Origin of the sequence: Microbacterium sp. MYb62 (genome assembly GCF_002979475.1) — a bacterium.
Lineage (GTDB): Bacteria > Actinomycetota > Actinomycetes > Actinomycetales > Microbacteriaceae > Microbacterium.
On the sequence record NZ_PCOY01000003.1, the window covers coordinates 1 to 12,798 of the forward strand.

General features: G+C 69.7%; 11 protein-coding genes. 3 read left to right on the top strand and 8 right to left on the bottom strand.

Annotated features, from left to right (window positions below; genetic code table 11):
• Positions 1-238: 238 nt before the first annotated feature.
• A complete protein-coding gene (gene hrpB / locus CQ042_RS04860; RefSeq protein WP_105669305.1) occupies positions 239-2,794 on the top strand; it encodes an ATP-dependent helicase HrpB in 2,556 nt (851 codons plus the stop codon).
• Between the two features lie 20 nt (positions 2,795-2,814).
• Here the strand turns inward: hrpB and CQ042_RS04865 are convergent, their stop codons facing one another.
• The 5 genes from CQ042_RS04865 to CQ042_RS04885 form a co-directional block, all read right to left on the bottom strand.
• Positions 2,815-3,549 (bottom strand): ABC transporter permease, encoded by a 735-nt coding sequence (locus CQ042_RS04865; RefSeq protein ID WP_105669307.1) that lies wholly within the window; start codon positions 3,547-3,549, stop codon positions 2,815-2,817.
• Entirely contained in the window at positions 3,546-4,331 is a 786-nt protein-coding gene (locus CQ042_RS04870; RefSeq protein ID WP_219844811.1) for an ABC transporter ATP-binding protein, read from the bottom strand. The genes CQ042_RS04865 and CQ042_RS04870 overlap by 4 nt, the downstream gene beginning before the upstream one ends.
• 70 nt (positions 4,332-4,401) lie before the next feature.
• Entirely contained in the window at positions 4,402-4,998 is a 597-nt protein-coding gene (locus tag CQ042_RS04875) for a TetR family transcriptional regulator (protein ID WP_105669309.1), read from the bottom strand.
• Positions 4,999-5,040: 42 nt separating this feature from the next.
• Positions 5,041-5,796: an AAA family ATPase gene (locus tag CQ042_RS04880; RefSeq protein ID WP_105669310.1), complete on the bottom strand. Its 756-nt coding sequence runs from the start codon at positions 5,794-5,796 to the stop codon at positions 5,041-5,043.
• A 101-nt stretch (positions 5,797-5,897) separates the two neighbouring features.
• Positions 5,898-7,394, bottom strand: a complete 1,497-nt coding sequence (locus tag CQ042_RS04885) for an L-serine ammonia-lyase, iron-sulfur-dependent, subunit alpha (protein ID WP_105669312.1) — start codon at positions 7,392-7,394, stop codon at positions 5,898-5,900.
• 125 nt (positions 7,395-7,519) lie between these two features.
• Here CQ042_RS04885 and CQ042_RS04890 point away from each other — a divergent pair, with 125 nt between their 5' ends.
• Positions 7,520-7,816, top strand: coding sequence for a hypothetical protein (locus CQ042_RS04890; protein WP_105669314.1), 297 nt, complete (start codon positions 7,520-7,522; stop codon positions 7,814-7,816).
• 96 nt (positions 7,817-7,912) lie between these two features.
• Here the strand turns inward: CQ042_RS04890 and CQ042_RS04895 are convergent, their stop codons facing one another.
• Positions 7,913-9,643 carry an L-aspartate oxidase gene (locus tag CQ042_RS04895; protein ID WP_105669316.1) on the bottom strand — a complete coding sequence of 577 codons (1,731 nt, stop codon included), beginning with the start codon at positions 9,641-9,643 and terminating at the stop codon, positions 7,913-7,915.
• Between the two features lie 71 nt (positions 9,644-9,714).
• Here CQ042_RS04895 and CQ042_RS04900 point away from each other — a divergent pair, with 71 nt between their 5' ends.
• Positions 9,715-10,653, top strand: coding sequence for a LysR family transcriptional regulator (locus CQ042_RS04900; RefSeq protein WP_181157452.1), 939 nt, complete (start codon positions 9,715-9,717; stop codon positions 10,651-10,653).
• Between the two features lie 14 nt (positions 10,654-10,667).
• Here CQ042_RS04900 and CQ042_RS04905 read toward each other — a convergent pair whose 3' ends face one another.
• Together CQ042_RS04905 and CQ042_RS04910 are read right to left on the bottom strand one after the other, a co-directional pair.
• Positions 10,668-11,705: a methionine synthase gene (locus CQ042_RS04905; protein WP_105669317.1), complete on the bottom strand. Its 1,038-nt coding sequence runs from the start codon at positions 11,703-11,705 to the stop codon at positions 10,668-10,670.
• Positions 11,706-11,724: 19 nt separating this feature from the next.
• Positions 11,725-12,717: a DUF1852 domain-containing protein gene (locus CQ042_RS04910; RefSeq protein WP_105669319.1), complete on the bottom strand. Its 993-nt coding sequence runs from the start codon at positions 12,715-12,717 to the stop codon at positions 11,725-11,727.
• Positions 12,718-12,798 lie beyond the last annotated feature (81 nt).

The following is a 12,798-nucleotide window of genomic DNA, read 5'->3' on the forward strand; positions in this document are numbered from 1 at the left end:
TGCCCGGGGGCCCTGCCCGGGGGCCCTGCCCGGGGGCCCTGCCCGGGGGCCCTGCCCGGGGGCCCTGCCCGGGGGCCCTGCCCGGGGGCCCTGCCCGGGGGCCCTGCCCGGGGGCCCTGCCCGGGGGCCCTGCCCGGGGGCCGACACGCCACATGTCGGACGGTTCCGGGCCGAACGTCCGACATGTGGCGTGTCGGCCCCCGGAGTGTCCACGCGTCCGACCAGGCAGACTGGACGGATGATGCCCGCCGACTTCGACCTCGCCACCATCGGCGCGGGGCTCTCGTTCGCGGCCTCTCTCGACGAACTCTCGGCGGCGCTCGACACGAGCGGATCGGTGGTCGTGACCGCGCCACCGGGCACGGGCAAGACCACACTCGTGCCGCCGCTCATCGCCTCGCGGCGCACCGGTCGCGTGATCGTCACCCAGCCTCGCCGGGTCGCCGCCCGCGCAGCCGCCCGACGGCTGGCCCACCTCGACCGCTCCCCGCTCGGCTCCCGCGTCGGCTTCACGGTCCGCGGCGAGCGCACCGCCGGGCCAGAGACGCAGGTCGAGTTCGTCACGGCCGGAGTGCTCCTGCGACGGATGCTCGACGACCCGGGGCTCGACGGCGTGGACGCCGTCATCATCGATGAGGTGCACGAACGCGCGCTCGAGACCGACCTCCTGATCGGCCTGCTCTCCGAAGTGCGCGAGCTGCGTGACGACCTCATCGTCGTCGCGATGTCCGCCACCCTCGATGCCGCGCGCATCGCCACAGTCATCGGCACGGAGGAGTTCCCCGCCCCGATCGTCGCCCATGACGTCCCGGCCTTCCCGCTCACCGAGCACTGGGCCCCGAGTCCCGTGCCGCGCCTCGACGAGCGCGGAGTCACCTGGGGGTTCCTCGATCACGTGGCGGGTGTCACGACATCCGCGGCCCTCGACTTGATCCACGGAGATCCCGATGCCGATGTGCTGGTCTTCGCGCCGGGCGCCCGCGAGGTGTCGGAGATCGCCCGCCGCGTCCGCGAGGCGAGCGACGTGTTCGATGTGCGCGAGCTGCATGGCCGGATCCCCCCTGCCGAGCAGGATGCCGTGATCCGCGGCCGTGCGCCCCAGGACCTTCCCCGCATCATCGTCACGACGTCGCTCGCGGAGTCCTCGCTCACGGTGCCCGGGGTGCGTCTGGTCGTGGACAGCTGCCTGTCACGGCATCCGCGGCGCGACGCCGCCCGCGGCATGACGGGTCTGGTCACCACCTCCGCATCCCGCTCCTCGTGCGTGCAGCGCGCGGGACGCGCGACCCGTCAAGGCCCCGGTGCCGTGATCCGCTGCATCGACGAGCGCTCTTACGCGGCGGCTCCCGCCCGTCCGGTACCCGAGATCGCGGTGATCGATCTCGCGGATGCCGCCCTGCTGCTCGCCTGCTGGGGCGCCCCGGGTGGGGCCGACCTGCGGATGATCGATCCGCTGCCCGCCGACAACCTCGCGGATGCCGTCTCCGTGCTTCGCGGTCTCGGCGCGATCGACGAGGACGGCCGCGCCACCGCGGAAGGCCGTGTGCTGGCCCGCATCCCGACCGATCCGCGGCTCGCCCGGGCTCTCCGTGACGGCAGCCCGGTGGTCGGCTCGCGGCTCGCGGCCGAGGTCGTCGCGCTGCTGGGCGGCGACCTGCGGATCCCCGAGGCCGACCTCGCGCCGGTGCTCGTCACGCTGCGGGGCGGACGGACTCCGGATGCCCGCCGCTGGCGTGACGACGCGAACCGCCTGGAGCGCATGGTCCGCGCGACCCCGGGCGCCCGCTCGGATCTCGACGGAGTCGGCCTGGTGATCGCGCTGGCCTTCCCCGAGCGGATCGCGCACCGCGTCGAGCGCTCCGGCGTCGGTGCGACCTTCCTGCTGGCGTCCGGGACCCGTGCGGGAGTGAGTGGTCCGCTCGCCGCGGTCGAGTGGCTCGCCGTCGCCGACGTCGCGCGCGCCTCAGCCCGCGCTGCGGCCGGGTCCGGCGCGATCATCCGATCTGCAGCGCTGCTCACCGAAGGACAGATGGAGCACGCGGCGAGCCACCTGATGACCGACCGCGTGGAGGCGGAGTTCGTCGGAGGTCGCGTGCACGCCCGTCGCGAGCGCCGGATCGGCGCGATCCTGCGCTCATCGGCACCTGTGCGGGCCTCGGCCGAGGAAGGGCGGGATGCCGTGCGCCGAGCGCTCCGACGCGACGGGCTCGGCATCTTCAGCTGGTCCGACGCCGCAGATGCGCTGCGCCGCCGACTGGCGCTGTTGCGACGCGAGCTCGGCGCCCCGTGGCCCGACGTCTCGGATGCCGGCCTGCTCGAGAGCCTCGACGTGTGGCTGGCTCCGGAACTCGACGCCCTCGCCTCCGGAGCCCCTGCCGGACGGCTGGAGCTGTCGTCCCCCCTTCGCCGTCTGCTGCCCTGGCCGGAGGCCGTGCGACTCGACGAGCTCGTGCCGGAGCGCCTCGAAGTGCCCAGCGGCTCCCGTATCCGCATCACCTACCCCGAACCCGACGGAGACCCGGCGTCACGACCTGTCGTCGCCGTGAAGCTGCAGGAGTGCTTCGGATGGGCGGAGACTCCCCGACTGATCGACGGGCGGGTGCCGGTCCTGTTCCACCTGCTGTCGCCCGCGGGGCGTCCGCTCGCGGTGACCGACGACCTCGCCTCGTTCTGGTCCGGTCCGTACGGCCAGGTGCGCGCCGAGATGCGCGGGCGCTACCCAAGGCATCCCTGGCCGGAGGATCCTTGGGCTGCCACGCCGACCAAGCACACCAAGAACCGCGCCGCGCGCTGAGCCGGGGATCGGGCGACGACTCAGCGCGTGCGCCGCCGCAGGGTGAGGGAGGCGAGCACCAGAGCGCCGACCGCGAAGGCGACGACGATCAGCAGCGGACCGAACACGTCCCACCCCTCATCCCCCGCCGCCACCGCGTTGATCGTATCGATCGCGTAGCTGAGCGGGAGCCAGTCGGAGATGGCGTACAGCACGTCGGGCATCTGGTCGCGGGGCATGAACAGGCCGCCGAGGATGATCTGCGGGAACACCAGCAGCGGCATGAACTGCACCGCCTGGAACTCGGTCTGGGCGAACGCGCTCGCGAGCAGTCCCAGAGCGGTGCCGAGCAGAGCGTCGACGACGGCGACCAGTCCGAGCTGCCAGAGCGGCCCGTCGACGTCGAGTCCGCACACCCAGACGGCGAACGACACCGTGATCACCGCCTGCAGCACCGCCATCAGCCCGAATGCGAGCGCGTAGCCGAGGATGAAGTCGGCCTTGTCGAGCGGAGTCGTCATGAGCCGCTCGAGCGTGCCGGAACGACGCTCGCGCAGGGTCGTGATCGAGGTGATGAGGAACATCACGATGAACGGGAAGAGTGCCAGGATCGCGCCGCCGAACTGGTCGAAGACGCCCTCCTGATCGCTGAACAGCCAGGCGAACAGCCCCACGAGCAGACTCGGTGCGACGAGCATCAGGGCGATCGAGCGCGGATCGTGCCGTAGTTGCGTGAGCACTCTCCCGGCGGTGGCGAGCATCCGGCGCCCGTTCATTCTGCGCCCTCCTCGTGCTGCGCGCGAGCTTCGCGGCGGGATCGTCTCGTGTCCTCGACGCCGGCGGCCCTGTCCCGCTCGATCAGGGCGAGGAACGCGGACTCGGCGTCCGTCGCGCCGGTGTCGGCGAGGAGCGACGAGGGCGTGGTGTCCGCGATGATCCGCCCCTCCCGCATCAGGAGCAGCCGATCGCAGCGCACCGCCTCGTCCATCACATGGCTCGACACGATGAGCGTCACGCCCCGATCCGCCAGACCGCGGAACAGCGTCCACAGCTCCGCACGCAGCACGGGGTCGAGACCGACCGTCGGCTCATCGAGCACGACGAGTTCGGGCGCGCCGATCAACGCCACCGCGAGCGACACCCGCGTCGCCTGCCCGCCGCTCAGGGAATCGACGAGCTGACCCGCCTGCGGACCGAGACCGACCTCGTCGATGACCCGGTCGACATCGCCCTTCGGCGCTTTCAGCAGCGAGGCGAAGTAGGTGAGATTCTGGCGCACGCTGAGGTCGCCGTAGATCGAGGCACCCTGCGTGCCGTACGCCACCCGGTGCCGCAGTTGCCGTGAGCCAGCGGGCTCCCCCAGCACCGTCACGTCGCCCGACACGATCCTCTGCACGCCGACGATCGACCGCATGAGCGTGGTCTTCCCGCACCCCGAAGGTCCGAGCAGGCCGGTGATCTGCCCGCGCGGAATCGTGAGGTCGATCCCGTCGAACACGTGCACGGCCCCGCGGCGCACGCGCAGCTGCGAGATCGCGACCGCGGAGTTATTCATCATGCGATGAATTATCCGCCTGCGGATCGACCGCGTCAACGGCCCCGGAAGTCCGGATGTCGTGCCATCGGACTCAGTCGAAGAGGTAGCGCTGCACGGTGGGCCCGACTCGGGCCACCAACTCATCCACCGGTGCCGCAGCCAGCGCCGGAAGCCGCAGCACATAGCGGGCGATCAGCAGGCCGGCGATCTGCGAAGCGACCAACGAGGCTCGGAGGTCGGCATCGTCGACCTCGAGGCGCCGGGCGACGCGGGAGAGGAGTTCACGGGACAGGAAGCCCGCCAGCAACGGGGTCGTCAACCGGCTTCCGATCGCGGTGCGGAGCAGCATGACTCCGCGCCTGCGGACCTCCGGCTGTTCGAACGCCTCGAGCACGTACCGGATCAGCCGCTCGCCGATCTCCGCGCGCGGCCCCGCGAGGATCTCGGGCACGTCGATGTCCGGTCGCAGCGGAATTCCGACGGCCTCCGCGAAGAGGTCGGCCTTGGTGCCGAAGTAGTGATGCACGAGCGCCGAGTCCACTCCGGCGCGGGCGGCGATCGAGCGGATCGTCGCCGCGTCGTACCCCTTCTCACCGAAGTCGTCGACCGCGGCCGCGATGATGCGCGCTCGCGAGTCGGAGACGCCCCGGGGACGGCCACGCCGCCGGGTCGGCTTCTGCTCGGTCATGACCGTCAGCCTAGGACGCCGGCCGATGACACGGGGCGCCCGTCAGTCGAGAAGGTGGCGCAGATAGCGCGTCGGCTGGTCGAGGAACGAGCGCCAGTGATTCACGATCTCGAGATCGCTCCATTCGGCAGGGCGCACGCCCCACTCCCCCACCTCGAGGATCTTCGCTCCGGGCAGAGCCGCCAGCACCGGCGAATGCGTCGCGCACAGCACCTGACCGCCTTCCTCGGCGATGCGGCGGAGCACGACGATGAGGGCGAGCGTCGAGTTGAACGACAGGGCCGCCTCCGGCTCGTCGAGACAGTAGAAGCCGGGCTCGTCGAAGCGGCTCTCCAGCAACGCGAGAAAGGACTCCCCGTGACTCATCTCGTGGAACGGCACGTCAGGCCCGCTGGTCGACGGGTTGGCCTCGAGATACGTGTAGAACGAGTGCATCGTCTCGGCGCGAAGGAAGAAGCCCCAGCGGCTCGCCCCCACACCGCGCTGCAGCCGCAGCCACTCCGACAAGGGCGACTCGGTCGCACGCGTCGTGTGCCGCGCCTGCCGGGAACCGCCCTCCGGCGAGAGCCCGTAGGCGATCGCGATGCCCTCGACCAGAGTGGACTTGCCGCTGCCGTTCTCGCCCACGAGGAATGTGACCCCGGGATCGAGATCCATCCCGTCCTGCAGCACCTGAGCGACCGCGGGGATGTTCGTCGGCCACTCGGCGCCGGGTGTCGGGGCGTCGTCGTTCGGGCGCACCGCGACGACCGGCTGCTGGCGTCGACGACGAGAGGTCGGCTCCCAGAAGGCGTCCATCCGTCCCTCCCCGTGATCCGTGCGCGCGCGTGCGCTCCGAGGAGACTACCGGCCCCGTCCGACACGACATCGGGAGAGCATCCCCGCGGCGCCAGAGCGCGTCAGCACTCGATGACGTTGACCGCGAGACCGCCTTCGCTGGTCTCCTTGTACTTCGTCGACATGTCCGCACCCGTCTGCCGCATCGTCTCGACGACGGCATCCAGCGAGACGTAGTGGCTGCCGTCGCCGCGCAGCGCGAGACGCGCCGCGGTCACCGCCGTCGATGCGGCGATCGCGTTGCGCTCGATGCACGGGATCTGCACGAGGCCGCCGATCGGGTCGCACGTGAGACCGAGGTGGTGCTCCATCGCGATCTCGGCGGCGTTCTCGATCTGGCGGTTCGTGCCGCCCATCACTGCGGTGAGGCCACCGGCCGCCATGGCGCAGGCGGATCCGACCTCGGCCTGGCAGCCGCCCTCGGCTCCCGAGATCGAGGCGTTGGCCTTGAACAGTGATCCGAGGGCCGTCGCGGTCAGCAGGAAGCGGCGGATGCCGCGGCGGCGGTTGGCCTCGGCGGTCTGCTCCTCGTCGAGGTCGTCCCCGTCGCTCACCGCCCGCACGTCCGACTCGAACCCGAGGAGCGCACTGCCGACCAGCTCACCGTAGGGAGTGACCGCGTTACCCGCCCCGAGCCCCGAATCAGCGAGGAACCGCCACCAGTACATCGCCACCGCGGGCAGGATGCCGGCAGCGCCATTCGTGGGCGCGGTGACCACTCGTCCGCCCGCCGCGTTCTCCTCGTTGACCGCCAGAGCGAACGCACCGAGCCATTCGCCGGGCAGCTCGCGATGCCCGTCGGCCTCGACCTCTTCGAGCTGACCACGGATCACTCCGGCCCGTCGCTTGACCTTGAGGATCCCGGGGAGAGTGCCGTCGGCATGGAGGCCCGCATCGACACAGCTCGACATCGCATCCCAGATCGCGTCGAGCCCGGCGGCGACATCCTCCTCGCTGCGCAGCGAGGTCTCGTTGAGTCGCGCCACCTCGGCGATCGACAGTCCGTTCTCGTCGCAGACCGCGAGCAGCGAGGCGGCATCCGCATACGAATAAGGGAATCCGGCGGTCGCGAGCTTCGCCTCCTCGCCGTCCCTGCGGATGAACCCTCCACCCACGGAGTAGTAGGTCTCCTCGGCGACGACCTCGCCCGCGACATCCCACGCGGTGATGGTCATGGCGTTCGGGTGGCCGGGAAGCCGCGTGCGCGGAATGAAGACGATGTCGCCCTTGGCGAAGGGCACGTCGTGACTGCCGTCGAGGCGCAGGGATCCACCCTCGGGGAAGTCCGTCCAGGCCGACCGCACCTCGGCGGGGTCGCAGGTCTCGGGTGCAAGGCCGCGGAGACCGGCGACGACCGCATCCGGTGTTCCGTGTCCGATGCCGGTCGCTCCGAGTGAGCCGTACAGCGTGCTGCCGACGCGTGCCACGCGGCCGAGGGAACCGGCAGCGGTGAGGCGTCGCGCGAAGTCGAGGGCGGCCCGCATCGGTCCGACCGTATGGGAGCTCGAAGGCCCCACTCCGATGGAGAAGAGGTCGAAGGCCGAGACGTACGCTGTCACCCCTCCAGGCTACGCCGGATTCGACGCTTCGGTTCACCTCGATTAACTCGCCGCCGCGTCAAGCCCCTTCAACGGGAACCCCCGCCGAGGCATCCTGAGCGGAAGACATCACCGAAAGGGGCATCATGACCGACACCACTCCCGAACCGGAACCCACCGACGAGCTCTCACCCGAGGCGCAGACCCCCACGCCCACTCCGTCGTCGGACACGAGCGAGGGCGAGGTCACGACGCCGGCAGAGGCCGACTCCCCCGAAGACGCGGACCCGAGCGAGGTGCCGAGCACCGAGGAGCTCGAGGAGCCGACCACCGAGAAGGCCCCGGGCGAGGAGCCGAAGGCGCCGAAGCGCGATGAACCCGAGCCCGACCACGAGGCCGTCGGCATCGGCGTGACCGACGCGGAAGAGCCGCAGACCGACTGAGCCCCGCCCCTCCCCGTCCGCCATCCGGTCGCACTTCCTGCCGCCAAATCGATGATCGAGCGACAGGAAGTGCGACCGGAACAGACGTGGATGCCGCTACTCGACGAGCTTGCCCGCGGTGTCGACCTCGCGCATGAGCTCGACGATCTCGGGCGAGATCTCCGGGATCGCCTCGCGGGTCACGCCGGCGGTCGGCGACCACACCAGGTTCACCTGCAGGGTCGGGTCGCTGTCGGGGAAGTCGCTGCGGTTGTGGCATCCGCGCGTCTCCCGGCGCTCCAGCGCGGCCTCGAGCGTGGCACGGGCGGCGAGTGCCGAGGCCTTGAGGTCGAACGCGTGCGCGAGGTCTTGGAACCCGGCGATGTCGGGGTGGATGCCGATGTCCTCCATGCGCCCTTCGATCATGTCGAGGTCGGCGAGCCCGGCGAGCAGCCCTTCCTCCGAGCGCACCACACCCGCGTACTCGGTCATGAGGTTGCGGATCGCGCGCTGCAGGGCACGGACGTTCTCGCGGCCCTCCGCGGCGAGCAGGTCATCGATCTCGGCGCGTGCCTCGGCCACCGCGGTCGCCGATCGACGCTGTGCATCGAGTCCGGCCGCGTGGTCCATTGCGGCCTGACCCACGATGCGCCCGTAGACGAGCAGCTCGATGAGCGAGTTGCCGCCGAGCCGGTTCGCGCCGTGCAGTCCGCTCGAGGCTTCACCGATCGCGTAGAGCCCGTCGACGTCGGTCTGGTGGTCTTCCGGACGCACCCAGACACCGCCCATCGAGTAGTGCGCGGTCGGCGCGATCTCGATCGGATCGGTCGTGATGTCGAGCATCTGAAGCTCCATCATCGTCTGGTACACGCGCGGCAGACGGGTCATGATCGTCTCGCGAGGCAGGTGCGACACGTCGAGCCAGACGCCGCCGTTCTCGGTGCCACGCCCCTCCTGGATCTCGGTATACGCGGCGAGCGCGACACGGTCACGCGTCGAAAGCTCCATCCGCTCCGGGTCGTACTTCGCCATGAACCGCTCGCCGAGGGCATTGCGCAGGATGCCGCCCTCGCCGCGCGCGGCTTCGGAGATCAGGGTTCCCGCTGCGCTCTCGGGCTCGATGATCCCGGAGGGATGGAACTGCACGAGCTCCGGGTCACGCAGGCGCGCGCCGGCATCGACCGCGAGCCGGAACGAGTCGCCGGTGTTCTCGTCGCGACGGGACGAGGTGCGCCGCCAGATGCGGTTGTGGCCGCCGGCGGCGAGGATGACGGCATCGGCGTGGATCAGGTAGCGGGTGCCGTCGGCCTGGTCGAAGCCGTAGGCACCGAACACCACGTTGTCGCGGACGAGCAGGCGCGTGATGTACACGTGATCGAGGATCGGGACCTCGAGCTGCTCCGCCTTGCGCACGAGGGTGCGCTGGATCTCGAGGCCTGTGTAGTCGCCGGCGAAGGCGGTGCGGCGGAAGGTGTGGGCGCCGAAGAAGCGCTGCGAGATGCGGCCGTCGTCTTCGCGGGCGAAGTCCATGCCCCAGCGCTCCAGGTCGCGGATGCCGCGCTCGGCGCCCTGCGTGACGATCTCGACCGTGTGCGGATTGGCGAGCAGGTAGCTCTCCTTGATGGTGTCGGCCGCGTGCTGCTGCCAGCTGTCGTCGGAGTCCATCGTGCCCAGTGCCGCATTGATGCCACCGGCGGCGAGGGAGGTGTGCGCATCCTGCCGCGGTCGTTTACCCACGGCGAGCACGTCGACGCCGTGTTCGGCGATCTCGATCGCTGCCCGCAGGCCCGAGCCTCCGGTGCCGATGACGAGGACGGTGGTGGATATCTGACGTTCGCGCGTAGCCATGCGATCCACGCTAGTTAGGCCATCCTAATAACTCCAATGCATAGTTCGTGTGGAAACCATGCGGGTAGGCTATGGTCATGAACCTCGAGCAGCTCCGCGGGTTCGTCGAGGTCGCGCGTCTCGGACACTTCACCCGCGCCTCCGAGCACCTGCACCTGGCACAGCCGTCTCTGAGCCGGCAGATCTCCACTCTCGAGCGCGAGCTCGGTGCGGAACTGTTCCATCGGGCCCGTGGCCACATCGCTCTCACGGCCGCCGGCGAGACGCTCCTCCCGCGTGCGCAGCGCATGCTCGCCGAAGCCGACGCCATCCGCGACGAGATGGGCGAGCTGGCGGGACTCCGTCGCGGACGCGTGCGCCTCGGCGCGCCGCCGACCCTGTGCATCAGCCTCGTCGCCGAGGCGATCAGCTCGTTCCATGCCGCGCACCCGCACGTCGATCTGCACCTCACAGAAGGCGGCTCCCGCCTTCTGGTCGAGCAGCTGGCCGTCGGCGCGGTCGACATCGCACTCATCACCCGATCCGATGGACCCACCCCGGCCGGCGTGAGCCTCACACACATGCCGCTGCTCTCGGAGGAACTCGTGGTCGTGTCGTCGGCGGCCGCTCCCCCGGTCACCCACGGAACGTCGATCAGTCTGGCGCACCTCGCCACGCTGCCTCTGATCGCGTTCGACGAGAGCTACGAGCTGCGCGCGACCATGGATGCCGCCTTCCGCGACGCCGACCTCACCCCGACACTCGCGCTCGAGGGGGCCGAGATGGACGCGGTGCTCCGCTTCGTCGAGCGCGGCGTGGGCGTCGCGGTCGTGCCCGCCATGGTGCTCTTCGAGCGCCCGACCCTGCGGTCGGCACGCCTGTCCCACCCCTCCATGTCGCGCACGATCAGCCTGGCCCATCGCTCCGACGTCACGCCGGCCGCCGCCGTGGCGGCGATGAGGAAGGTGATCGTGTCAACCTCGGCCGAGGTGGCCCGTCGCGACCCCGCGATCACCTCGCTGATCGACTGATCTCGACCGAGAGATCAGTCCTTCGCGGCAGAGAGCTCCTCGCGGACGATCGCCGCGCCCGCGCTGAGCGCGCCCAGCTTGCCGCGAGCGACATCGCGGGGCAATGGGGCCATCCCGCAGTTCGTGCTCGGGATGAGCTTGTCGGCATCCACGAACGTGAGCGCCTTTCGAAGGGTCTCGGCGACCTGCTCCGGAGTCTCGACCGTCTCGTTCGCCACATCGATGGCCCCGAGCATGACCTTCTTGCCGCGGATGAGTTCGAGGAGATCCATCGGCACGTGCGAGTGCTGACTCTCCAGCGAGATGACGTCGATGGCGGACCGCTGGAGGAGCGGGAACGACTCCTCGTACTGGCGCCATTCCGATCCGAGAGTCGCCTTCCAATCGGTGTTCGCCTTGATGCCGTAGCCGTAGCAGATGTGCACGACGGTCTCGGCGCGCAGCCCTTCCGCCGCCCGCTCCAGTGCCGCCACCCCCCAGTCCTGCACCTCGTCGAAGAAGACGTTGAAGGAGGGCTCGTCGAACTGGATGATGTCGACCCCTGCAGCCTCGAGTTCCCGCGCCTCCTGGTTGAGGATCGTCGCGAACTCCCACGCCAGCTTCTCGCGACTCCTGTAGTGGCGATCGGCGAGGGTGTCGATCATCGTCATCGGACCGGGAAGCGCCCATTTGATCGGCTGGTCGGTCTGCTGACGAAGATACTTCGCGTCGTCGACGAACACCGGTTTCTGGCGGCTCACCTCGCCGACGACGGTCGGCACGCTCGCGTCGTAGCGATTGCGGATCCGCACGGTCTCGCGCCGATCGAAGTCGACGCCGTCGAGGTGCTCGATGAACGTCGTCACGAAATGCTGGCGGGTCTGCTCGCCGTCGCTGATGATGTCGATGCCGCGCTGGCGCTGCTCCTGAACGGCGATGCGCAGCGCATCCTGCTTGCCCTCGACCAGGGCATCACCCTCCAGCTTCCAGGGAGACCAGAGCGTTTCGGGCTGCGCGAGCCACGAGGGCTTCGGGAGGCTGCCGACGATCGAGGTGGGGAGAAGGGTGGTCATGATCGTGATGCTCCGCCGGTCACGCGACCGGAGTCGGGTAGTCGGCAGCCCAGCGCTCGAGCACGTCCTGATGCGGCTTCATGAAGTGCTCCTCGGTGTACTTCCCCTGCGCGCTCGCGAGCTGACTGCGCTCGACACGGTCGTACGCGATCTGCGTCGACGAGAAGTTCTGCTGGTCGAGGGTCGGCCGATAGATGCTCGCCGCCTCGGCGTTCGCGTTGTAGATCTCCGGACGGTAGATCTTCTGGAACGTCTCCATCGTGCTGATGGTGCCGATCAGCTGCAGGTTCGAGTAGTCGCCCAGCAGGTCGCCCTGGAAGTAGAACGCGAGCGGCGCCACGCTTCCGGGGGGCATGAAGTACCTCACCTTCAGCCCCATCCTCCCGAAATACTCATCGGTGAGGGAGTAATCGTTCTGCTGGTACTCGACGCCGAGGACCGGGTGGCGGTTCGCCGTGCGCTGGTATTCCTTGCTCGTCGACACGCTGATGCAGATCACGGGCGAGCTCGAGAATCGCTCCTGGTAGGCGGCCGACGCGAGGAAGTGCTGGAACAGCTTGCCGTGCAGGACGCCGAAGTCGTCGGGAACTGTGAACGTGCCGGCCGCCTCGGTGACCGCCGGCAGCAGCACGCTGAAGTCGAAGTCGCGGACGTACGACGAGAAGTTGTTGCCCACGATCCCGTGATGACGTGCGCCCGTGCGCCGGTCGACGATCTGGATGTCGAGGACCTCGAGCAGCGGGAACTCCTTGTCCTGTCCTCCCGCGGTGAACTCCAGCTCGACCGAGACGATCTCGAGCTCGACCCCGTAGCGATCCTGGGCGGGGTTGTCCCAGTGTGCGAGAGCGTTGAAGCGACGCTCGATCATCGTCAGGGCGTTGCGGAGGTTCTGCTGGCGGTGCTCGCCGCGGGCCAGGTTGGCGAAGTTCGTGGTGATTCGCGAGTTCTCGGAGGGCGCGTAGTCCTCGTCGAAGCGGGTGGTGGAGATGTTGAACGTGAAGTCGTTCGCCATGAGCGGCCCATCTGATAGCGGTGAGCGGCCGTCGATCGGCCGCGCGGAAGTCTGCACCCCCATCGTGCAGTCGATGGGGGG

Excerpts from the sequence above, each read along its gene's own strand:
- hrpB (WP_105669305.1), top strand. The coding sequence starts at position 239 with ATGATGCCCGCCGACTTCGACCTCGCCACCATCGGCGCGGGGCTCTCG.
- CQ042_RS04865 (WP_105669307.1), bottom strand. The coding sequence starts at position 3,549 with ATGAACGGGCGCCGGATGCTCGCCACCGCCGGGAGAGTGCTCACGCAA.
- CQ042_RS04870 (WP_219844811.1), bottom strand. The coding sequence starts at position 4,331 with ATGATGAATAACTCCGCGGTCGCGATCTCGCAGCTGCGCGTGCGCCGC.
- CQ042_RS04875 (WP_105669309.1), bottom strand. The coding sequence starts at position 4,998 with ATGACCGAGCAGAAGCCGACCCGGCGGCGTGGCCGTCCCCGGGGCGTC.
- CQ042_RS04880 (WP_105669310.1), bottom strand. The coding sequence starts at position 5,796 with ATGGACGCCTTCTGGGAGCCGACCTCTCGTCGTCGACGCCAGCAGCCG.
- CQ042_RS04890 (WP_105669314.1), top strand. The coding sequence starts at position 7,520 with ATGACCGACACCACTCCCGAACCGGAACCCACCGACGAGCTCTCACCC.
- CQ042_RS04895 (WP_105669316.1), bottom strand. The coding sequence starts at position 9,643 with ATGGCTACGCGCGAACGTCAGATATCCACCACCGTCCTCGTCATCGGC.
- CQ042_RS04900 (WP_181157452.1), top strand. The coding sequence starts at position 9,715 with ATGGTCATGAACCTCGAGCAGCTCCGCGGGTTCGTCGAGGTCGCGCGT.
- CQ042_RS04905 (WP_105669317.1), bottom strand. The coding sequence starts at position 11,705 with ATGACCACCCTTCTCCCCACCTCGATCGTCGGCAGCCTCCCGAAGCCC.
- CQ042_RS04910 (WP_105669319.1), bottom strand. The coding sequence starts at position 12,717 with ATGGCGAACGACTTCACGTTCAACATCTCCACCACCCGCTTCGACGAG.